At 69.2% G+C, this 20,756-nt stretch carries 21 protein-coding genes; 9 read left to right on the plus strand and 12 right to left on the minus strand.

The annotated features are described in order from the left end of the window. Positions 1-40 precede the first annotated feature (40 nt). Positions 41-2,431, plus strand: a complete 2,391-nt coding sequence (locus tag LAJ19_RS04475) for a xanthine dehydrogenase family protein molybdopterin-binding subunit (RefSeq protein ID WP_225477106.1) — start codon at positions 41-43, stop codon at positions 2,429-2,431. 58 nt (positions 2,432-2,489) lie between these two features. Next, complete coding sequence (locus LAJ19_RS04480) at positions 2,490-3,284, plus strand: FAD binding domain-containing protein (protein WP_225477107.1); 795 nt, start codon at positions 2,490-2,492, stop codon at positions 3,282-3,284. 181 nt (positions 3,285-3,465) lie between these two features. On the opposite strand, the gene LAJ19_RS04485 is transcribed toward LAJ19_RS04480, so the two are convergent. Further along, positions 3,466-3,741, minus strand: coding sequence for a hypothetical protein (locus LAJ19_RS04485; RefSeq protein ID WP_225477108.1), 276 nt, complete (start codon positions 3,739-3,741; stop codon positions 3,466-3,468). 168 nt (positions 3,742-3,909) lie between these two features. Between LAJ19_RS04485 and LAJ19_RS04490 the strand changes: the two genes are divergently transcribed. Then, positions 3,910-4,284, plus strand: coding sequence for an MliC family protein (locus LAJ19_RS04490; RefSeq protein ID WP_225477109.1), 375 nt, complete (start codon positions 3,910-3,912; stop codon positions 4,282-4,284). A gap of 574 nt (positions 4,285-4,858) precedes the next feature. After that, complete coding sequence (locus LAJ19_RS04495; protein ID WP_225477110.1) at positions 4,859-7,987, plus strand: DEAD/DEAH box helicase; 3,129 nt, start codon at positions 4,859-4,861, stop codon at positions 7,985-7,987. Positions 7,988-8,036: 49 nt separating this feature from the next. Here LAJ19_RS04495 and LAJ19_RS04500 read toward each other — a convergent pair whose 3' ends face one another. Beyond that, a complete protein-coding gene (locus tag LAJ19_RS04500) occupies positions 8,037-8,732 on the minus strand; it encodes a YqjF family protein (RefSeq protein ID WP_225477111.1) in 696 nt (231 codons plus the stop codon). Positions 8,733-8,958: 226 nt separating this feature from the next. Between LAJ19_RS04500 and LAJ19_RS04505 the strand changes: the two genes are divergently transcribed. Then, positions 8,959-9,414 carry a PA2169 family four-helix-bundle protein gene (locus LAJ19_RS04505; protein WP_225477112.1) on the plus strand — a complete coding sequence of 152 codons (456 nt, stop codon included), beginning with the start codon at positions 8,959-8,961 and terminating at the stop codon, positions 9,412-9,414. Between the two features lie 63 nt (positions 9,415-9,477). On the opposite strand, the gene LAJ19_RS04510 is transcribed toward LAJ19_RS04505, so the two are convergent. The 10 genes from LAJ19_RS04510 to LAJ19_RS04555 form a co-directional block, all read right to left on the minus strand. Beyond that, entirely contained in the window at positions 9,478-11,166 is a 1,689-nt protein-coding gene (locus LAJ19_RS04510; protein WP_225477113.1) for a HAMP domain-containing protein, read from the minus strand. Between the two features lie 82 nt (positions 11,167-11,248). Continuing rightward, on the minus strand, positions 11,249-11,653 hold the full coding sequence (locus LAJ19_RS04515; RefSeq protein ID WP_225477114.1) for a DUF8082 domain-containing protein: 405 nt from the start codon (positions 11,651-11,653) through the stop codon (positions 11,249-11,251). After that, entirely contained in the window at positions 11,650-12,429 is a 780-nt protein-coding gene (locus tag LAJ19_RS04520; RefSeq protein WP_225477115.1) for a hypothetical protein, read from the minus strand. Before LAJ19_RS04520 ends, LAJ19_RS04515 begins: the two co-directional genes overlap by 4 nt. 272 nt (positions 12,430-12,701) lie before the next feature. Continuing rightward, complete coding sequence (abxC, locus tag LAJ19_RS04525; protein ID WP_225477116.1) at positions 12,702-13,346, minus strand: monothiol bacilliredoxin AbxC; 645 nt, start codon at positions 13,344-13,346, stop codon at positions 12,702-12,704. Between the two features lie 77 nt (positions 13,347-13,423). Beyond that, a complete protein-coding gene (locus LAJ19_RS04530) occupies positions 13,424-14,389 on the minus strand; it encodes a class I SAM-dependent rRNA methyltransferase (protein ID WP_225477117.1) in 966 nt (321 codons plus the stop codon). Positions 14,390-14,495: 106 nt separating this feature from the next. After that, a complete protein-coding gene (locus LAJ19_RS04535) occupies positions 14,496-15,419 on the minus strand; it encodes a phospho-N-acetylmuramoyl-pentapeptide-transferase (RefSeq protein ID WP_225477118.1) in 924 nt (307 codons plus the stop codon). Between the two features lie 70 nt (positions 15,420-15,489). Then, on the minus strand, positions 15,490-16,275 hold the full coding sequence (locus tag LAJ19_RS04540) for a hypothetical protein (protein ID WP_225477119.1): 786 nt from the start codon (positions 16,273-16,275) through the stop codon (positions 15,490-15,492). Positions 16,276-16,294: 19 nt separating this feature from the next. Continuing rightward, positions 16,295-16,759: a hypothetical protein gene (locus LAJ19_RS04545; RefSeq protein ID WP_225477968.1), complete on the minus strand. Its 465-nt coding sequence runs from the start codon at positions 16,757-16,759 to the stop codon at positions 16,295-16,297. A 48-nt stretch (positions 16,760-16,807) separates the two neighbouring features. Further along, positions 16,808-17,443 carry a GNAT family N-acetyltransferase gene (locus LAJ19_RS04550; RefSeq protein ID WP_225477120.1) on the minus strand — a complete coding sequence of 212 codons (636 nt, stop codon included), beginning with the start codon at positions 17,441-17,443 and terminating at the stop codon, positions 16,808-16,810. Between the two features lie 27 nt (positions 17,444-17,470). Beyond that, complete coding sequence (locus LAJ19_RS04555; RefSeq protein WP_225477121.1) at positions 17,471-17,911, minus strand: 23S rRNA (pseudouridine(1915)-N(3))-methyltransferase RlmH; 441 nt, start codon at positions 17,909-17,911, stop codon at positions 17,471-17,473. Between the two features lie 124 nt (positions 17,912-18,035). Here LAJ19_RS04555 and LAJ19_RS04560 point away from each other — a divergent pair, with 124 nt between their 5' ends. The 4 genes from LAJ19_RS04560 to pfkA all read left to right on the plus strand — a co-directional run bounded on the left by LAJ19_RS04560 (position 18,036) and on the right by pfkA (position 20,702). After that, the gene (locus tag LAJ19_RS04560; RefSeq protein WP_225477122.1) at positions 18,036-18,464 is read left to right on the plus strand and encodes a hypothetical protein; all 429 of its coding nucleotides are present in this window, start codon (positions 18,036-18,038) and stop codon (positions 18,462-18,464) included. Next, entirely contained in the window at positions 18,461-18,679 is a 219-nt protein-coding gene (locus LAJ19_RS04565; RefSeq protein ID WP_225477123.1) for a hypothetical protein, read from the plus strand. Before LAJ19_RS04560 ends, LAJ19_RS04565 begins: the two co-directional genes overlap by 4 nt. Further along, positions 18,672-19,601, plus strand: coding sequence for a 16S rRNA (cytidine(1402)-2'-O)-methyltransferase (gene rsmI, locus LAJ19_RS04570; protein WP_225477124.1), 930 nt, complete (start codon positions 18,672-18,674; stop codon positions 19,599-19,601). The genes LAJ19_RS04565 and rsmI overlap by 8 nt, the downstream gene beginning before the upstream one ends. Positions 19,602-19,694: 93 nt before the next feature. Further along, positions 19,695-20,702 (plus strand): 6-phosphofructokinase, encoded by a 1,008-nt coding sequence (gene pfkA / locus LAJ19_RS04575; protein WP_225477125.1) that lies wholly within the window; start codon positions 19,695-19,697, stop codon positions 20,700-20,702. The last annotated feature ends 54 nt before the right edge of the window (positions 20,703-20,756 follow it).

Raw genomic sequence — 20,756 nt, forward strand, 5'->3', positions numbered from 1 at the left:
CGCGCCCGCGCGCCGCGCTTCCCCCAGGAGGCACCCACCCATGAGTGAAACCCGCACGGAGAAATACTTCGGTCAGGCCCGCAAGCGCACAGAGGACCCGCGCTTCATTACCGGCACCGGCCGGTACACCGATGACGTCGTGATTCCCGGCACGCTGCACGCCGCGATGGTCCGCAGTCCCTACGCGCACGCCCGCATTACCGGCATCAAGACCGAGTCCATCCTGGGCATGCCGGGAGTGGAACGCGTCCTGACCGGCCAGGACGTTCAGGACGCCGGGCTGGGCAGCATCCCGGTCGGCTGGCTGCTCCCCGAACTCAAGACGCCCGCCCACCCCGCCATCGCGCTGACCGAAGCGAACCACGTGGGCGACATCGTGGCCGTCGTGATCGCCGAAACGCGCGCACAGGCCGAGGACGCCGCCGCCGCGCTGGAAGTCGAGTACGATCCCCTGCCGGCCGTGGCGAGCGCCACCGCCGCCCTGGCCGACGGCGCCCCCCTGGTGCACGACGACGTGCCCGGCAACGTCGCGTTCCGCTGGGAGATCGGTGACGAGACCGCCACCAACGAGGTCTTCCGCAGCGCGGCCCGCACGGTCAGCGTCAAACTCCGCAACCACCGCCTGGTGGCCAACCCCATCGAACCGCGCGCCAGCCTCGCGCAGTTCACTCCGGCCAGCGGCGAGTACCTGCTGTACACCACCAGCCAGAACCCTCACATTCACCGCCTGATTCTCGCGGCGTTCGTGATGAGCATCCCTGAACACAAGCTGCGCGTCATCTCCCCGGACGTCGGCGGCGGCTTCGGCACGAAGATCTTCCAGTACCAGGAGGAAGTCATCGTGCTGCTCGCCGCGCGCCTCCTGGGACGCCCCGTGAAATGGACCGCGCGCCGCAGCGAAGCCTTCGTGAGTGACGCCCAGGGCCGCGATCACGACACGGAAGCCGAACTTGCCGTCAGCGACGACGGAAAGATCCTGGGTTTCCGCGTGAACACCGTCGCGAACCTCGGCGCCTACCAGACGCTCTTCGCGCCGGCCGTCCCCACCTACCTGTACGGCACCCTGCTGAACGGGGTGTACAAGATGGCCGCCATTCACGCCAAGGTCACGGGCGTCATGACGAACACCGTTCCCGTTGACGCTTACCGCGGTGCCGGCCGCCCCGAAGCCACGTACCTGATCGAACGGATCGTGGACATGGCCGCCCACGAACTGAACCTCGACCCCGCCGAGTTCCGCCGCCGGAACTTCATCCAGCCGGACGAGTTCCCGTACCAGACGCCCGTCGCGCTGGTGTACGACAGCGGCAACTACGAACCCGCCCTGGACCAGGCCATGCAGATGATGCGCTACGACGACCTGCGCCACGAACAGGCCCGCATGAAGGGCGGCAAAAAGATCCTGGGCGTCGGCCTGATCTCCTTCCTGGAAGCCTGCGGTCTGGCCCCCAGCGCCCTGGTGGGGCAGCTTGGCGCGCAGGCCGGCCAGTGGGAATCCAGCCTCGTGCGCGTGCACCCCACCGGGAAGGTCGAACTGTACACCGGCAGCCACAGCCACGGCCAGGGCCACGAAACCGCCTTCCCGCAGATCGCCGCGGACGAACTGCAGATCCCCATCGAGGACATTGACCTCATTCATGGCGACACCGGCCGCATGCCCTACGGCTGGGGCACCTACGGCAGCCGCTCCGCAGCCGTGGGCGGCAGCGCCCTGAAACTGGCCCTGCAGAAAATCACGGCCAAGATGCGCAAGATCGCGGCGCACCTCCTGGAAGCCAGCGAGGACGACATCGAGCATGAAGGCGGCGTGTTCCGCATCAAGGGCGCCCCGGACAAGAGCAAGACCTTCTTCGACATTGCCCTGATGGCCCATCTCGCGCACAACTACCCCGCGGACCTTGAACCCGGACTGGAAGCCACCGCCTTCTACGATCCGAAGAACTTCGTGTACCCCTTCGGCACGCACATCGCCGTCGTGGAAATCGACACGGACACCGGGCACGTGAAACTGCGCAACTACGGCAGCGTGGACGACTGCGGCCCGCTCATCAACCCCCTGATCGCCGAGGGCCAGGTTCACGGCGGGATCGCCCAGGGCATGGGACAGGCGCTGCTGGAAGAAGCCGCGTACGACGAGGACGGCAACCTGCTGGCCGGCACGTACATGGAGTACGCCATGCCCCGCGCCGACGACGTTCCCACCTTCCAGCTCGGGCACACCGTCACCCCCAGCCCCCACAACCCCCTGGGCGTCAAGGGCATCGGGGAGGCCGGCACCATCGCCAGCACCGCTGCCGTCGCCAGCGCCGTCATGGACGCCCTGTGGCACGCGTACGGCATCACGCACCTCGACATGCCCTACACCGCCGAGAAGGTCTGGCGCGCCATCCGAGAGGCGCAGGGCCCGCAACCCCAGGCCGCCGACGACTGAACCCCACCGCCGTCAGGGGCCGTGCGCGCCCCGGCGGCCCACCCACCGGAGGGCACCCATGTACCCAGCCAGCTTCGACTACCAGAAAGCCGAGAGCGTCGACCAGGCCCTTGCCGCCCTCGCCGCCAACCCCGACCTGAAAATCATCGCCGGCGGCCACAGCCTCCTGCCCGCCATGAAACTCCGCCTCGCGCAGCCTCCCGCCCTGCTCGACATCTGGAGCCTGGAAGAACTCAAAGGCATCCGGCGTGAAGGCGACACCTTCGTGGTGGGCGCCATGACCACCCACGCCGACGTGCTGCGCTCCGAGCTGCCCCTGTTCCCCGAGGTGGCCAGCTGGGTGGGCGATCCCATGGTCCGCAACCGCGGCACGATCGGCGGCTCCCTCGCCCACGCCGACCCCAGCGCCGACTACCCCGCCGCGGCCCTCGCCCTCGGCGTGGAGTTCGTGATTCGCGGCCCGGGCGGCGAACGTACGGTGCACGCCGACGACATGTTCCAGGGCATGTTCGAAAGTGCCGTGCAGCCCGGCGAACTGCTCACGCATCTCAGCATTCCCGCGACCATCCAGGCCAGCGCCTACGAGAAGTTCCGCCACCCCGCCAGCCACTACGCCGTGGTGGGCGTGGCCGTCGCCCGGCATGCCAGCGGCGAGATCCGCGCCGCGTACACTGGCGCCGCCGAGAAAGCCCACCGCCTGACCCGACTGGAGGACGCCGTGCGCGCCGGCCAGATCGCCGCCACCGGGCTGGTGGACGCCAGCGACCTGCTCGGAGACCGCTTCGCGAGTGCCGAGTACCGCGCGCACCTCGTGGATGTCCTCGCGGCCCGGGCCATCGAACGCCTCGGCTGACCCTTCACGCCTGAGCACGCCCCTGCGTCCTGCGCGGGGGCGTGCTTGTGCATGGCGCCATGCACGCACGTGACGTGTGCGGTCCTGCGCCGTGGGCTGATGACGTGAACAGGCCCGTCCTGAAGTGGCGGTGCGGCTCTGAGTGCCCGGAACGCGGCCGTGCGGGCAGGCATATCCCTCATCACTCAGTCAGGCCAGCGACCCCGTTGCTGACCACGGCGCTGATGACCACGGCCTTGATGACCGTGCCGAACGCGAAGGACGACACAGGGTGCCCAGGCAGGCGCCGCACGGCGCGCGGGTTGACGTTCGTGCCGCTCCCTGGAACGTCATGCCGATCCTGGCCGACAGGGCCGCAGCCTCCCGAGATGCTGGCTCCCTCATGCAGGGCCAGCGCACCCGCAGGACTCCCCACTGCGGTCACGCGGGCCGGGCTGCCCGACGCAGTGGGCAGCACCTGCGGCCACAGCGGACCCGTTCCTGCGGCGTCAGAGGTGATTAGGTCGGGTAGGCGTTTCGGAAGGCCGGCAGCCTGGACCGGTGAGCTGCACGATGAGCGCCGCGCCCAGGCCGGTCATCATGCAGGCCTCGCCCTCCATTCATGTGCCGTGCCTAGGGTGAAGGCATGCTCCGATCCCTGCTGCTCACCACCGTTCTGGCCCTTCCGGCCGCCGCTGTTGCCGCCACGCCGCCCGTGCAGGTGACGTACCACGTGTTTCATTACGCCTGCTCAGGCGGACGGAACGTCGACGTGTCATACGTGACCTTCGGCGATCAGCCCATGTTCGCGGTTCTCGACTGGAAGGGCCAGCGGTTCGGGCTGGCGCAGGCGATCAGTGCGAGCGGCGCCCGGTACGCCAGCCTGAACGGGCCGGCCGGTGCGCGCGGCGGGTTGCAGTGGTGGGAGCATCAGGGGTCAGCCGAACTGAGCACGTTCACGGGCAACAGCACGACCACCACGAAAACCCTGCTGACCGGCTGCAAGGCCCCGGGCCGCTGACCCGAGTTCCCTTCACCGGTCTGCGGCGGCCTCCCCGTCGGTGGCGCCGTCGTCCCGGGTGCGGTCAGGTCGCCGCGGAGCCTGGTGCAGCTGGCCGTGTTGTCCCAGCCCCGGCCCAGAGGGCGTATGACGTCCGCTGTGCGGCTGGGAGGAGAAAATAGTCGTCGTCGTCGCAGGCCGACAGGTTCCGGGGGCGGCCCTCACTCAGCGTAGGTTTCGCAGGCCGCGGCGGCCTGCTTCAGCGTTCTTGAAGTGTCCCTCCCGCCGCTCTTCACCCGTCTCCCAGAGTGCGTGGACGCCCGCACACCCTGGCAGGCGCCTTTCAGGCTCAGACGCCCTGATCCACCGGGCCGCGCCCCTGAGCCGCGAAGCCCCCTGGGATGACCGTTTGCCCTGGAAGAAGCCAGAGGCAGGGGCGACGACCCCGCCCACCAGCCCCTCAAGCGGCATGACGACCACACGGCGCCCGCAGTGGCCGCTCCCACTGCCCTCTGCACAGCCAGACCTGAAGCCCGCTCTTCGGTAAGTCTTTTGGCTCGCCTTGTCCCCGCCGGGCGCCGCGTAAAATCTTCCGGTGACTGTTGCTGCGCCGAACCTGTCGAAACTGCTGCCCGCCGCTCCCCCCGGAGGGCTGCTGCTGTTGCCGCAGGTGGCCCGAGCGGCGCTGTTCGCCGCATTTCCCGGCCCGGCCGTCCTGCTCACCACCCCGGACCGCCTGGGCAACTACGTGACGGCCGGCGCGCTGGGCGCCCCCGTGACCGTGAACCCCGGTCTGCGCGACTGGGACGCCCGGCATGAGCACGTGGTCCTGGACGTGAACACCGCCCTGGACCTGTTTCCCGCTCGCCCGGAAGACCACGCCCTCACCCTGAAGGTCGGGTCGAGCTACCCGCGCGAGGCCCTGCTCGCCCGGCTTGAACGCCTGGGCTACGAACGTGGTGAGGAGCCGGGCTACGAACTGCGCGGGGACACACTGGAGCTGCGCCTCACGGCGGGCGCCGGGCTGCCTGCCGAAGCAGAGGAAGGCCTGTGGGTGCGCGCCGAGTTCTTCGGGGATGACCTGGACACACTGCGGTTCCTGAAGCCCGGCGAACTGACCGGCGAGAAAGCGCAGAGTTTCACGCTGGAACCCACCACGGAGTACCTGACTGAAGTGAAGTGGGACGCCACGCGGCTGGACCTGCTGCCCGGGCGGGTGTTTCTGGACTCCCCGGAGTTCTATGCCTCGGCGCTGGGTGTTCTGATCGACACGCTGTGGCCGAAACTCGCGGCGCGGGAGGTCACGAGTTTCGGCCGGGCCCCGCTGGACCTGCCGGACCTGGACACCGGCCTGCAGCCCCTGGGATTCTACCGGGCGCGCCTGTCGGACCTGGAGCGCGACGTGAACGAGTGGCGGGCCGCCGGGTACCGCCTGCTGATCCTCGTCCGGCATGACCGCACCGCCGCGTACCTGGCGGACAAGCTGCTGAACACGCACGAGATCCCTTGGTTGAAGGTGCCGAGGGTGCGCGAGGGGGAACTGGGTTTCCTGCGCGCTGCGGGCGAGGGTGGGTTCGTGATTCCCGAGCACCGGACCGTGGTGCTGACCGAGGACCTGATCTACGGCTTCCAGGGGGGCAGCGCTCTGCGTGGCAAGCGCCTGAGCGGCAAACCCGTCACGGACGCCCTGGGCCTGCACGTCGGGGATTACCTGATTCACCCGGAGCACGGCATCGGGCAGTTCGAGGGCCTGGAAACCCGGAAGGTGCTGGGCGTCACCCGCGACTACCTGAACCTCACCTACCGGGGCGGCGCGCGCCTGAGCGTGCCCATCGAGCAGCTGCCCGTCCTGCGCCGGCACCCGGGCACCACCGATGACCCGCCAAGCCTCAGCTCCTTCGACAAGAAGGACTGGGCCAAGGCGAAAGAGAAAGCCCGCAGGAACGCCGAGGAGGTCGCCGGGAAACTCCTCGTGCAGTACGCCGCGCGGCAGGTCACGCCCGGCAATGCCTTTCCCCCGCAGCCTGAATGGGACGGGCAGATCGAGCAGAACTTCAAGTTCGAGCTGACCGCCGACCAGAAAACCGCGCTGAAAGAAACGATGCGCGACCTAGAAAAAGCCAACCCGGCCGACCGGCTGATCAGCGGCGACGTGGGGTTCGGCAAGACCGAGGTGGCCCTGCGCGCCGCGCACCGCGTGGTGGGGCATGGCAAGCAGGTGGCAGTGCTGGTGCCGACCACGCTTCTCGCCGAGCAGCACACCAGCACCTTCGTTGAGCGCTTCAAGGGTATGCCCGTGCGCGTGGAGGGCCTGTCGCGCTTCACCACGCCGCAGCAGGCCAGGGCGATCCTGGCCGACACGGCCAAGGGCAAGGTGGACATTCTCATCGGTACGCACCGCCTCCTGAGCGGGGACGTGAGTTTCCGGGACCTCGGGCTGATCATCGTGGATGAAGAACACCGCTTCGGGGTGGGCCAGAAGGAGAAACTCCGGGCGCTGCGCGGCCTGCCTGACGTGCCCAAGGACGGCAGGCTGGACATTCCCGAGGACGTGCGCGCCGTGGACACGCTGGCCCTGTCCGCCACGCCCATTCCCCGCACGCTGTACATGAGCATGGTCGGCCTGCGCGACATGAGCTCCATCCAGACGCCTCCCAAGGGCCGCAAGCCCATTCAGACGATCCTGGCACCCTTCGACCCGATCACCGTGCGTGACGCGATCCTCAGCGAGATCGAGCGCGGCGGGAAGGTCTTCTACATTCACGACCGTGTTGCCAGCATCGGCGCGCGCAGCCTGTACCTGCGTAACCTCGTGCCGGAAGCCCGCATCGGGGTGGCCCACGGCCGCATGAACGAGGAGGAACTCGAGGAAATCATGCTGGGCTTCGAGCAGGGCGCCTTCGACGTGCTGCTCGCCACCACCATCGTGGAGACCGGCCTGGACATCCCGGAGGCGAACACCATCCTGATCGAGCGCAGCGACCGTCTGGGCCTCGCGCAGCTCTACCAGCTGCGTGGCCGCGTGGGCCGCCGCGCCCAGACCGCGTACGCCTACCTGTTCTACCCGCCCCGCATGACCGAGAACGCCCAGCGCCGCCTGTGGGCCATCGCCGACCTTCAGGACCTGGGCAGCGGGCACCTGCTGGCCGAGAAGGACATGGAGATCCGCGGCGTCGGTAACATCCTCGGGGAGGAGCAGCACGGTCACGTGCAGGCGGTCAGCATCGACGTGTACACCGAACTGCTCGCCGAGGCCGTCGCGAAACTCAAGGGCGAGAAGATGGAAGCCCCGGTGAACATCAGCATTGACCTGCCCATCGACGCCCGCCTCACCCCCGCGTACTTCGAGAACGACGAGGAGGCGCGCATCGCCACGTACGGCCGCCTCTCGGACAGCCGCACCCTGCAGGCGATCAGCCGCGTGGAACGCGACCTGCGCAAGAAGTACGGCCCGCCCACCCCGGAGGTGCAGAACTTCATCGACCTGGCCAAGCTGCGCCTCACGGCCGCCGCCAAGCGGGTGCTCAGCATCGGCGAAACCATGACGCAGCTTCAGGTGACGTTCGCCTACAAGAGCCTCGACTACGACGCGCCGGGCCTGAAACGCTTCCCCTTCAGGACGGAGGTCGTCACGTTCCCTCCCTCGGTGAAGCTGGAAAAGCGCGGCGTGAAACCCGACGATTACGCCCGGACCCTCATCGATCTGCTCGGGTACTTCGGCTGATCAGCGGGCGCAACCCGCACGGTCCGCTGCCGGGCCCGCCCGGCGGGCGTTAGAGCACCCGCTCCAGCCACCAGGCGGTGACGTCCAGCCGGTCCGCGTGCAGCAGGTGTGGTTCGCCCGCCAGCGTGAAACCCAGCGGCTCCGCCAGGGTGTTCACGCGGACGGCCGCCTCGGCCCGGCGCAGCGGCCACGGCGCGTGCTGAATGCGGCCCCGGTACACCCGCCCGGCCCGGTCGGCGCTGAACAGGTGCAGGCGATCTGTGAGCCAGGCCTCCAGACTTCCGGGCGTGGCGGGCAGCGGCGCGCCGACCGGGCGGTACGCGGCGGCAAACGTCCCGGGACCGGTCCGCAGGTCGGTGCGGACACTGGCGTACCGGGTCACGTCGCCCTGGCGGTCCACCCACATGCGCGCCTGCCGGTACGGCAGGTGAAAGAACCGCCGCGCCATTGCCGCCGCGAGAGGCTGCGTGACGTCCAGGGAGTAGAACCACACGCCGCTGTGGCCGTTCACGCGCACGTAGGTGCGCAGGTTCAGTTCCGGGAAGGCGCTCAGCCCAGGCACGGCAGGTGTCAGGCGCGGCGCGACGTCCTCCATCCGGAACGGTACCGCCGCCACGTACGCCTTGCCGGCGTAGGTTTCCACCTGCACGCCGCGCGGCAGGGTGGCCTGGACGGCAGCCGGCGGCACCGCCCAGTGCATGAAGCAGAGGTCCAGCCAGCGCATCCGCAGTACCCAGGGCAGCATGCGTCACAGCACAGCACGCCCCGGCCTGGCCAGGCGAGGGAAGAGAACAATGTGAGAAGCAGAAAGTTCAGGCCAACCTTGCGTGAACCCCGCCTTGGTTGAACTGTCAGGTGAAGGGCCGTGGCCGCCCATAGGCTGAGTTCGTTGCGCCGCGCCGGCGTCCCTGCGGTCCGTTCAGCGGACCGGACGTCCGGACCAGCTGCGCGTCACTGAACGGAGGTCTCACATGATGAACAACGAAACCGCGCTCGACAAACTCCAGTACCTGCTTGGCACCCTGCGTGACGGTGAGAAGGGCTTTACGGACGCTGCGGAGCACGCGACCGACCCCAGCCTGAAGAGCCTGTTCACGCAGCGCAGCGCGCAGCGCGCCCAGATGGCCACCGAGGTGGAGTCCCACATCACCCGCCTGGGCGGCGAGCCGAACAACCGCAGCAGCGTGGGCGCCGCGTTGCACCGCACGTGGCTGAACGTCCGCGACGCCCTGACCGGCCGTGACGACTACCAGGTGGTGGCCGAGTGCGAACGCGGTGAGGACGTGGCCGTGGAGAACTACCAGGACGTGCTGAAGGAAACGGAACTGCCGGCCGAGCTGCGCAGCTTCGTGGAAGGCCAGTTCACGCAGGTGAAGGCCAGCCACGACCAGATCCGTGACATGAAAAACAGCATGCAGGCCAGCTGATCACCCCTGCATGAAGACCGCCCGCAGCCAGATGGCTGCGGGCGGTCTCGCGTCCGGAACGGCTCAGCTGCGCTTGCGGCGGCGCAGGCGTTCCATCGCGGAATCCAGGCTCAGGCGCATGCGTTCCAGTGCCTGCGCGAGGTCACCGATCTCGTCATTGCGGTTGGCTTTCACCGGGCGGCTCAGGTCACCCATGCTGATCGCGTCGGCCACCCGCACGAGTTCCTCGATGGGCGTCACGACCGCGCGGGCCGCGCGCAGCGCCAGGTACGCCGCGATCGCCAGGGCGGCCAGTGACACCAGCAGCACCAGCAGCAGCGTGCGGCGCAGCGCGCTCTGCTGCTTGCCGTTTTCCACGCCGACCGCCACGGTGTACAGCACGTCGTCGCTTTCTGTGGGCCGGTCGTTCGTTACGACGCGCTTGCCCTCTTCCTGCTTGACCGTCACCTGCTGCACGATGAAGTTCACTTTCGTGACCCGCTGGTTGACAGGGTCGGCGGCGAGCTTGTCGAGCTTGGCGATGTCGTTGGCGGTGCCGCCCATGTTGCGCATTTCGGTGGCCTGATCGCGGTACACCTTGGCGGGCGAGATCGCGGTGACGAAACCGGCGCGGCCCGCGTTGTCCACCAGCCAGTTGCTGACCTCGGCGTTCAGCAGGTCGTTCACGTCCGGGGTCTGGCTGGCGAAGTAACGCGACCCGTCGCGCAACTCGACCTGCACGAAGCCTACGCTGGAATTGTTCACGAGTGCTTCGAGCTGCGGGGGAATGCTCTGGCTCCCGCGGGTGGAGTCGATGTTGCTGGCCACGGCCACCGCCACGGCCTGTGCGTTGCGCTGCACCAGGCCGTTCTGCAGGGGCGGCAGGGTGAGGGCCAGCACGCCCAGGGTCAGGGCGCTGGAGATGCCCAGCGGCACCAGGGCGCCAACCGCCATGCGGCGGCGCAGGCTGCTGCGGCGCGGCTGCGTCGTGGCCGCGTCCTCGTGCGTGGGCACGACGACTGGACCGGCGTTCGAAACCTGCACTTCCGCCGTCACTTCCGGCCTGGCCGGCGCTTCGGTCAGGGTCAGGGCGCCCGTGAAGTCCGACCAGACGTCCGCGGCGGGGTCGCTCGTATTCCCGGCGCCTGCGCTGGGGACGCTGCCGCTCAGGGTGGCGAAGGGATCATCAAAGGGCGAGGTGGCGAGCGCCTCAGGGGGCGCCATGATCGCTGCGGCGCCGCTGGCGCTGTCCCCACCGAACGATGACGACCCCAGGGCGGTGGGGGCGGGGGGCGTACTCCAGTCCACGCCGGGCATGAACTCGCCGGGCAGCGGGGCGCCGAGCGGTTCGGGGAAGGCGGGGAACGGGGCGTCGACCGGCACTGAGTTCACTTCAGGCCACACGGCCGGCGCACTCAGGGCTCCGAAGCTGTCCGCGGCGCTGCCGGGCGCACGGTCGGGTGCGAGCAGCGCGTCGTCTGTGCTGACGGTCTGGCCGCTCATGGCCGGGCGGAGACTCTGGAAGGGTTCGCTGATGACGCTGGTTTCGTCGCGCACTTCTTCCAGGCTGACGTCCGCGCCGATGCTCTGGAACATGCTGAGCAGCAGCTCCGCGCGGGCGCGGCCGGTGGGTTTCATCAGGCGGCCGGTGCGGCGGTCACTCAGGCGCTGGGCCTGCTCGGGGTTCAGGCCGAAACGGTCGCGCAGCTGCTCTTCAAGCTCGGGTTTGCGCAGCGGGTCAACGGGCTGACGGATCACAACCGTGTACTTCATTTCGGAACTCCCTGGGGCGTGAGATTCATCGTGGTGTCCTCCGGTGGGGTCAGCGGCCGCAGAGCCGCGCAGGGTGGTCGGGTCATGTGATGCCGCGCTCTCGCAGCAGACGGGCAAACAGCTGCACGCGGTCCTGACTGAGCTGCCGGGCGAGGCTGGACAGCAGGGCGTTGAGGGTCGCCTGCTCCCCGAGGTCATCAAGCACCTCGTCGACCATCACGGCGGCCATGGGGCCCACAGCGGCGGTCAGGCACTGGGCGACCGCGTCGGCGGTCTCGTCGGTGACGGCCTGGTCGCGCTGGTTGGCGCGTGCCACCCAGGCGGCAGCGGTTCTGAGGCGATCCTGTACGTCCGGAACGGTCATGCCGGACAGGCGCGCCACTTCGGCAATATCCCGTTGGCCGTCCACGTGGTGAAGCACGCGCCACACGTTGAAGGGCAGCGGGCTGCTGTCTTCCAGGCCGGCTGGCCAGACGGGGGCGCTCACCGGGCCTCCAGGCCGGACGCTGCCCATTCGGGCCGGTCACGCAGGTTCGTGATGGGCAGGTCCACGAGACGCACGCCGAGCCGGGCGAGCACGCCGCGCAGCGCCGCGATCAGCGCGGGGCGGAACTCTTCGACCGGGACGTCCTCGTCAATGGTGAGCTGACCGCGTTGCAGCGTGACGTCCTGCGCGAAGGGATCAAGGCAGGGGTGCTCATCGGCGAGCCGGACGGTGACCTCCTGCCAGGCAGTGTCCAGCGGCTGCGCGCGGTGAACGGTGAGCAGCAGTTCCTGCCAGAACCCCACGAGCCCCTCGCGGTTCGCCTCGGAGTGCGGGGAGAAGAGCACACCGCCCGCGCCCGTGCCGGGGACCTCGCCGGCAATCACGCGTCCTGAGGCCCAGTAGCTGCACGTGGTGCCTGTCATCAGCAGACCGTGGAAATGCCGGCGTTCCAGCTCGGCGCGCCCCACGGGCCACGGCGCGCTCAGGGGTTCTCCCTCCACGTCCCGGGTGCTCCACAACAGGTCCACGAGGCGTGGGGAGAGTTCCGTGAGGCTCACGCGGGCGCGGGGCAGCCCCTGCATGACGGTCCCCCACGTGACCAGCTGCCCGGCGTGCGTGTAGCCGCCCAGCAGCGTGCCCCGGTTCCACAGGAAACGCCCCCAGCGGGCGCCCTGCCAGGCATCGAAGGCCCCGGTGAATTCACGGCTCTGCCGGGCACTGAGATCCGTGGTGACTTCCGTCCAGGGGTAGTGGTCGGTGCTCAGGGCACTGTACACGGCACCCTCCTGCGGCACGGGGACGGGGTGGAGGAGTTTGATGGGGGAGGCAGTTGTGGCAGTGGGCTCTGGCATTCAAACTTCCGGTGAGGTGAGCATGAGGAAAGGGGTCAGGTGAACGACTGTCGTCCTACAGGGATACACCATCATGACACTCTGAAGGCTCTTACTCGCCGCTTACAGATGTGAAAAACCGCACCCCCACGCGTTCGGGAGGTGCGGTGTGTCCGTGAGGCGCCCCTGAGAGGGGCCTCAGGGGCCGGGAGAGGGCCTCAGCCCAGTTCGGTAAGCAGCGCCTGCACGCGGGCCTTCAGGTCGCCGCGCTCCTGAGGTGCCCCGAGCTGGTGCAGGCCACCGTGGTACGCATCCGGATCGCCGAACAGCCGCGAAAGCAGCTCGAACTCGCGCTGGCTGCGCAGGCTCGCGTCATCACGGAACAGGTTCACGTACTGATCCTGGAAGGCCCATTCGCTCAGCTGGCCGTCCAGGAACGCCCGCATCAGGCGGCGGTAGGGTTCCACGTTGTCATCCGTGGCGACGCTCGCCACGCCCTGACGCACCGGCACCTGCGCCTGGAACACCGGCGTGAGCGCCTCGGGGGTGATGTCCCAGTTGTTCACCTCGAACTGCGGTTCGCCGTTCTGGAACAGAATGAACTGCGGGCTGTGATGCACGATGCCCGTGCGCTGCGTGACGTGGTTGCTGGCCGGGCGCCAGTCGACCACGCGGATGAACCCCACGGGCAGGTCGTGGCGCTGCAGGAAGGTTTCGAGCACGCCGAAGCCCTGCATGGTCTTGTGGCAGGTGCCGGCCTTGAACACGGCGGCCAGCGGGTAATCCTGCAGGAACTGATCCACGTCCTCGGGGGTGGTCAGGGGCACCAGGACCTGCGCTTCGTTCTGAGTGGTCTGCGTCATGTCCTCAGCATACCGCCTGCTTTAGAAAACGAAGTGAGGAGGCCCACAAGCGGCTCCTGCTTCCCTGCCCGCTCCTCTCAGTCCAGAACCCAGACCTGCACTTTCAGGTGATCTGCGCCCGGGTAGTCCTCGCCGGCCCCCAGCTGCGCCTCGAGCCGCGCCCGCCGGCCCCCAGCGGCCAGGCCCGCCCTGATCATCCGCTCGAACGCGCCTCGCCCTACCCCCGCGTGGTTGAGCAGGGCCAGAACCGTGCCGCCCGGCGCTGTCACTCTCGCCGCCAGCGAGGCCAGCCGCGCGTAATCCCGCTCCGAACGCCACACCCCTGCCTTCCCGCGCGCGAAACTGGGCGGATCCAGCACCACCAGATCAAACCGGTCCCCGCGCCGCTCCAGGCGCGCAAGCCACTCGAACACGTCCCCGAACAGGAAATCCACGTCCGGCGCCGGCAGACCACTCAGGGCGTAATTCGCCTGCCCCCACGCCAGGACCTTGCGCGAGAGGTCCACGTTCTTCACGGCCTGCGCGCCGCCCAGCGCGGCACTCAGGCCGAAGCCGCAGGTGTACGCGAAGGTATTCAGCACCCGCCGGCCCGCCGCGTGCTCCCGCACCCACGCCCGCGCCGGGCGGGCGTCCGTGAACAGCCCCACACTCAGGTCCGCGCCCGGGCGGATCAGAAACGGCACGCCGGCCTCCAGCGCCGTGACCTCCGGCCGGTCCGCTCCCCATACCGGGTCCGGCGGAGACAGCTGTTCGCGGGCCACATTCGCCGCGTGCCTCGCCTCCACCGGCCGGCGCTTCAGGTACACGCCGCCCAGGCCCCCGGCGTTCCCGCACGCCTCGGCCAGCGCCGCCTCCTGAGCCGCGTCGAGCGGCGCGTACAGGCTCAGGATACCGGCGTCCCCAGCGACATCCAGCGTAAACTGCCCAGCCGTTTCCGTCAGGTGCGCGGCGCGGTACACCGTGGTACCCTGCGCCACCAGATGCGCGCGGCGCGCCAGCAGCGTCCCCAGGTCCGGCAGGGTCAGGTCATGAAACTCGGTCACAGCGCCGAGTGTACACAGCGCCGGGCGGCCGGGCCGGTCTGCGCCGGCCTGAACGCGTGGGGAGAAGGCCACGCGGCCTTCTCCCCGGCAAGGTCTGCGTTCGCCCCTAGGGCCGGCCGCCCAGCAGCCACCAGACGGCAGCGGTGGCCACGGCCGTCACCACCCAGAACCGCATGGTGACGTGCGTTTCCGGCCACCCGATGTCCTGGTGCTCAAAATGATGCTGAATGGGCGCCATCTTGAAGACACGTTTGCCACGCAGTTTGAACGAGGCCACCTGAATCACCACGCTCAGGACCGCCACGACCGGAATGATGGCCGCGATCGGCAGCAGCCATACGTCCGCGTACAGCACGTAGGCGCCCGCCGCGACCGCCCCGATGGCGTGACTGCCCATGTCGCCCATGAACACCCGCGCCGGGTGCGCGTTGAACCACAGGAACCCCAGCAGCGCCGCGACGAGCAGGGCACTGACCGGCGAGAGCGCCAGCAGGGGCAGCAGCAGAATGATCGCCACGCCGCTCAGCAGGCCGTCCAGGCCGTCCGTGAAGTTGAAGGCGTTCACGCTGCCCACCATCACGAGTGTCAGCAGGATGGTGTCGCCCAGCTGCCCGAACCCCGGCACCAGCTCGTGCGCCGCCAGGGGCGCCGCAAAAAACGCGAACAGCGCCGCCACCAGAAACTGCAGCGGGAACTTCTCACGCGCCAGCAGCTCCGTCTTCCCGCTGCCCTTCATGCGTGACCGGATTTTCAGCAGGTCATCCACGCCGCCCACCACGCCCATGCCCAGGGCGGCCAGCATGATCACCAGTTCCCGCGGTCCGCCGCCGTGACCGGTGAAGTACAGGGGGAAGAACACGGCGGCCATGGCCAGCACGAACGGCACGCCGCCCGCCGTGGGCGTCCCCTCCTTGACAAGGTGGGTCTGTGGGCCGTCCTGCCGGACCTTCTGTCCCCAGCCGCGCGCTCGGCTCACCCGGACGAACAGCCCCACCAGAAACCAGGACAGCAGCGCCGTGACGACCATCATGGGCGCACCGCCCGAATTGCATGCATTCGCATCTCAACCGCGCAGCCTAGCATGCCGCCCGCACCGCCGCTCAGGCGCTCGCCGCTGCGCGGATGGCCCCGGCGAGCGCCGCAGGCACGTCCTCATGGGTTTCCAGGTGCCGCAACAGGGCCAGGGCCGCGTCCAGAGAGCGGTCGTACCCCGGCGCGAACGCCGGCAGAGCGGAGGCGAGCTCCGGGTAGCGCCGCTCGAACCGCCGCTCCAGGCCAAAGGGATCACCGCCCTGCGGCACGCTCTGGGCGCGGGCGGCGGCCAGGGCCAGCACGTGCCCCAGGGCGTACTCCTGAATGAACTTCAGCGCCGAGAGCCGCTCGCCCCGCTGGAAGCGCGTGACGCCCACCAGCAGGTTCGTGAGTGCCTCGCCCAGGTGATGCGCGTGCGCCGCGGCGCTCAGCCGCGCGGTCGGCCCTGCACTGCCGCTCAGCGTGATCTTCAGCGGCAGGTCCGGTGGAGCGTCCGGCGCGGCCCACACGAGCCGCGCGTTCTGGTAGGGGAGATCAGGCAGCTGCTCCACCCCGAACACCGCGAACTCGCCGTAGAGGCCGTCCTCAAAGAGCACCTTCGCGCCGGCGGGCGTGTTGTGAAACGCGTATGCGAGCGGGGCCGCCCCGGCCAGCCAGTCGCACTGCCGGCTGAACCATTCGGTCTGACCAGGGCGGGCAACAACGAAGAAATCCAGGTCCGACCACTGGTCGAGCCGCGCGAGGTCGTGCCCCACTGAGCCCAGTCCCAGCAGGGCCACCGCCCGGCCCGAGCGGTCCAGGGCGCGGGCGATGTCGTCAAGGCGGGTCAGCAGGGCGGCCGGGCGGTCATTCACCCTTCTGTTGTACTGCGCTTCAGTTCGCCAGGTAGCGGATGAAGTCGCGCATCTCATTGACGCAGGGATTCGTGGCCTGGGCGGCGCTGCTGCCGGTCACGGTGCGCAGCACGCCCCGGTCACTCAGGTACAGCTGGCTCACGCGGTAGGTCACGCCGCTCTCCTGGAAATCGAACGCGGCAAGCACCCCCCAGTTTCCGGCGCGGTCCACGGGCTGCGTCACCACTGCGCGCACGTTCCGGCCCAGGGTGTTCTGCAGTTTCAGCGCGAAGGTGCGCGCTGCGTCCGGAGACGTGAAGGTGGGGAAGGCCTGACCATGGCGTTCCTCCCGCATCAGGCAGCTGCCCGAGGCGTCCGTCCAGTAGTTCGCGTCACCGCTCACGGGCGCCCAGCCGGCCAGAGGCACGATCAATGCGTGCGCGCCGCCGCACAGCAGCGCGCCGGGCACAACAGACAGCAGCATGGACCGGAGAAGGCGAGGCATCACGGGTCCCAGGCTAGCAGGCGGATTCTGGCAATCTTGTGCTTTTTCTCATGAGAATGCAGGGCGCTCAACCGGGGCCGCCAGGGCGTCCAGACGCGCCTCCAGCCCCGCGCGAACTTCAGGCCACTCCGCGGCCAGCACGCTGAACATCACCGAATCCCGCGCCCGGCCGTCCGGACGCACCTGGTACTGCCGCAGCACCCCCTCCTGCACCGCGCCCAGCCGCCGCATCGCCCGCAGGCTGCGTTCATTCAGGGCGTCCACCTTGAACTGCACCCGCTGCGCGCCCAGCACCTCAAACGCCCGGCCCATCAGCAGCCGCTTGGCCTCCGGATTCACGCCGCTGCCCTGCGCCGCCGGCAGCAGCATCGTGCCCACCTCCACCCAGCGGTCGGCGACGTTCACCTCGCTGTAACTGATGCGCCCCACCACCCGCCCCGACGCCCGGTCCCGCACCGCAAAATTGATGCGGCGCGGCAGGGCGTTCAGGCGCTCCACATACTGCGCCCAGGCGTCCGGAGTGTTCGCTTCGGGACCACCCCGCGCAAGGAAACGGATGGTGTCCTCAGTGGCGCCCTCACTCAGGTCCGAGGCATGTTCGGGCCGCAGGGCCTCCAGGGTAACGACCCGGCCATGCAGCGTGGGAACGGCAAACCAGTCGGTGTCCGGAGCAGGCAACGTCATGCCCGGAGGCTACCGCAGCGCGCCCCGCTACGCGCGGTGGTACGGCTCGCCGGCACTGATGGTGCTGGCCCGGTACAGCGCCTCAGCCAGCACCACCATCGCCAGGTCGTGCGGCAGGGTCAGCTGCCCCAGGCTCCACAGCAGGTGCGCGCCGGCCCGGAGCTCATCCGTGTGACCCTCCGGCCCGCCAATCGCGAACGCCAGTTCCCCCACCCCACCAACCGCCTGAGCGTCCAGGTACGCGCTCAGACTCTCGGACGTGAACTGCCGCCCGCGCGGATCAAGCAGCACCAGCGGCGCGCGCCCGGCAGCCCGGCGCACCGCGTCGCTCTCCAGCGCCTGCGTCTTCCCGCTGACCCGGGTGACCTGCACCCGGTGGTAACGGCGCAGACGTTTCTCGTATTCCTCCCACCCCGCCCGGGCGTACGTGAGTTTCGGTTCGCCAACAGTGATCAGGTGAAGCCGCACGCCCCGCAGCGTAGCCCACGGCCCGCAGGTCAGCGCCACATGAACGGCGCAGACGGGCCCGGGCCGCTAGACTGTCCTTCGTGAAAGGCTTGACGTTCCAGCTTCCCGCACGGACAGGTGCCGCATGAACTACGCGGCGACCCTGGCCGTGCTGGTGGTCCTGGCCTTCTGCTTTCCCCTGACCGTGCAGCTTGGCGCGCGCGTGGGAGTGCCGGAGGCGGTGGTCCTGTCGGTTCTGGGCGCCGTGGTGACCTTCAGTCTCGCGACGTTCACGGTCCGCTGGCAGGTCAACCGGCACCGGGCGCAGCTGGAACGGCTGAACGCCGCGCGGTCGCAGATTGCCGCCGACCCCGAGAACCCCCGCGCGTACTTCGTGGCGGGTGAACACGTGGGCGCGCTGCTGCTGCGGCTCGACCGGCGGCGTGAAGCGGCCGAGGTCATAGACCGGTACGCCCGGCTGGGCGGCGCGCGGGAATCCGAAATCGTGGCGCTGCGCGAGGCCCTCTCGGCCGCCGAGCGGCGTCAGCGGCGCGCGCAGGGGAGGGAAGCATGAAAGCCTACAAAGGCGTGGTGGAAAACGGTGTGGTGGTGATTATCGGCGGGCGACTGCCGGAAGGCACGGTCGTGACCGTGACCGTGGGCGAGGGCGAACTGCTGCGCGCCCGGATCACCAACGTCCTCAAGCGGCCCCGCAAGGTTAAGGTGCGGCTCAAGCCCACCACAGGCCTCGCTGCCACCGGCACTGGCATTCTCGGCAGCGATGACTGACCTGGAGGCCCAATCGCTCCCGCTCGCCCTGACCGCCAATGCGCCAGCCACCCCTGGGCCCGAGGATCAGGGACCGCAGGCGCCCGGTCTGCCCGGCGGAGCGCGCGTGTGGCTGGTGCCCACACCGGTCGGGAACCTGCGGGACATCACCCTGCGCGCCCTGGACGTCCTTCGCGCCGCAGACGCCGTCGCCTGCGAGGACACCCGCCGCACCGGCGCCCTGCTGAGTCACCTTAGCCTGCGTAAACCCCTTGTGCGGCTCGACGCCCACACCATGCGCCGCGCCCCGCAGGTGCTCGAGCGGTATCCCCGGCTGGCGTACGTCAGTGACGCGGGCACCCCCGGCATCAGCGACCCCGGCGCGGAACTTGTCATGGCCGCTCTGGACGCCGGCATTCCCGTGGAGACGCTGCCGGGCGCCACGGCGTTCGTGCCGGCGCTGGTGCTCTCCGCGCTGCCCACGGCGCGCTTCACCTTCGAGGGCTTTCTGCCGCGCTCCGGCCGGGAGCGTCGGGAACGCCTGGGTGCCATCGCGGCGCGCGCCGAAACCACCGTGCTGTACGAGAGTCCGCACCGCCTGCACGACACCCTTGAGGACCTGCGCGCCGCCTGCGGTGACGCTCGCCCGGCCAGCGTCACCCGGGAACTCAGCAAGCGCTTCGAGGAAACCGTGCGCGGCCCGCTGAGCGACCTGAGCAGCCACTTCGAGGCGGGCGCACGCGGTGAGATCGTGGTCGTGGTGGCCGGGCGCAGCGACGAGGAACGCGCCGCTGAGGCTGCCGCTGTGGACCACGAGGCGCGGGCCCGGACCCTGGCCGCGCAGGGGCTGCGGGTTCGGGATATACGTGACCTTCTCATTCAGGAGGGTTTGCGTAAGAATGACGCTTATGCACTGGCACTCCAGGTGACCGCGGACACCTGACCCGTCCCGGCCCCACCCGGTCCGACCCTCACCGTCCCGGCCGCTTGGAAGTGCTCCCAACGTGCGCTGAACCCACCCCAAGCGAGGCCACCCATGACCGAACCCCACAGCGACTCCCACCCCAACCCCGCCGGCATCAAACGCGTCGCCGTGCTCACCAGCGGCGGCGACGCCCCCGGCATGAACGCCGCCATCCGCGCCGTTGTCCGCACCGCCACCTCCCAGGGCATCGAAGTCATCGGTGTCCGGCGCGGCTTTTCCGGCCTGCACCGCGGGGACTTCATCACGCTCGGCCCGCGCGACGTTGCCAACATCCTTCAGCGCGGCGGCACCATCCTCCTGTCCGCCCGCAGTCACACCTGGCGCACCCCGGAAGGCCGCGCCCGCGGCGCCCGGCACCTCCGCGCGCACGACGTTGACGCCCTGATCGTCATCGGCGGTGACGGCAGCTTCCACGGCGCGCACTACCTTCAGGAAGAGCACGGCATTCCCGTCGTCGGTCTCCCCGGCACCATCGACAACGACCTGTACGGTACCGACCACACCATCGGCTACTTCACTGCCGTCGAAACCGCCCTGGACGCCGTGGATAAACTCCGCGACACCGGCGCCAGTCACGAACGCATCTTCGTGATTGAAGTCATGGGCCGCCACGCCGGCCACATCGCCCTCGATGTTGCCGTAGCCGGCGGCGCCGAAGAAGTCTTCATTCCAGAAGACGCCAAGGAAATCAGCGGCGTGCTCGACATCGTTAAAAAGAGCGTTGAGAAAGGCAAGCTGGGCAGCATCATCATCGTCGCCGAGGGCTACCCCGGTGGGGCCACCGGCGTCGCCAAGGCCATCGAGGACGGCACCGGTATGGAAACTCGCGTCAGCATCCTCGGGCACATCCAGCGCGGCGGCAGCCCCGTCTCCTCGGACCGCATCCTCGCCAGCCGCCTCGGCGAGGCCGCCGTGTACGCGCTCATGGACGGCAAAAGCAACGTCATGATCGGCCGTGAAAACCACCGCACCAGCTACACCGACTTCCAGGATACCTGGGAGAAACGCAAGGACGTCAGCCGCGACCTGTACCGCTGCGCCAAGACCCTCAGCATCTAAGCCCCTCCCCTCAGGGCACGAAGAGGCGCACCCAGGAGCTGAACTCCTGGGTGC

This window comes from Deinococcus taeanensis (assembly GCF_020229735.1).
GTDB lineage: Bacteria > Deinococcota > Deinococci > Deinococcales > Deinococcaceae > Deinococcus > Deinococcus taeanensis.

Bases quoted from the DNA above. Each gene is read 5' to 3' on its own strand.
- abxC (WP_225477116.1), bottom strand. From the start codon at position 13,346: ATGACGCAGACCACTCAGAACGAAGCGCAGGTCCTGGTGCCCCTGACC.
- LAJ19_RS04480 (WP_225477107.1), top strand. From the start codon at position 2,490: ATGTACCCAGCCAGCTTCGACTACCAGAAAGCCGAGAGCGTCGACCAG.
- LAJ19_RS04560 (WP_225477122.1), top strand. From the start codon at position 18,036: ATGAACTACGCGGCGACCCTGGCCGTGCTGGTGGTCCTGGCCTTCTGC.
- LAJ19_RS04500 (WP_225477111.1), bottom strand. From the start codon at position 8,732: ATGCTGCCCTGGGTACTGCGGATGCGCTGGCTGGACCTCTGCTTCATG.
- LAJ19_RS04535 (WP_225477118.1), bottom strand. From the start codon at position 15,419: ATGATGGTCGTCACGGCGCTGCTGTCCTGGTTTCTGGTGGGGCTGTTC.
- LAJ19_RS04475 (WP_225477106.1), top strand. From the start codon at position 41: ATGAGTGAAACCCGCACGGAGAAATACTTCGGTCAGGCCCGCAAGCGC.
- pfkA (WP_225477125.1), top strand. From the start codon at position 19,695: ATGACCGAACCCCACAGCGACTCCCACCCCAACCCCGCCGGCATCAAA.
- LAJ19_RS04565 (WP_225477123.1), top strand. From the start codon at position 18,461: ATGAAAGCCTACAAAGGCGTGGTGGAAAACGGTGTGGTGGTGATTATC.
- LAJ19_RS04490 (WP_225477109.1), top strand. From the start codon at position 3,910: ATGCTCCGATCCCTGCTGCTCACCACCGTTCTGGCCCTTCCGGCCGCC.
- LAJ19_RS04545 (WP_225477968.1), bottom strand. From the start codon at position 16,759: ATGCCTCGCCTTCTCCGGTCCATGCTGCTGTCTGTTGTGCCCGGCGCG.
- rsmI (WP_225477124.1), top strand. From the start codon at position 18,672: ATGACTGACCTGGAGGCCCAATCGCTCCCGCTCGCCCTGACCGCCAAT.
- LAJ19_RS04550 (WP_225477120.1), bottom strand. From the start codon at position 17,443: ATGACGTTGCCTGCTCCGGACACCGACTGGTTTGCCGTTCCCACGCTG.
- LAJ19_RS04505 (WP_225477112.1), top strand. From the start codon at position 8,959: ATGATGAACAACGAAACCGCGCTCGACAAACTCCAGTACCTGCTTGGC.
- LAJ19_RS04510 (WP_225477113.1), bottom strand. From the start codon at position 11,166: ATGAAGTACACGGTTGTGATCCGTCAGCCCGTTGACCCGCTGCGCAAA.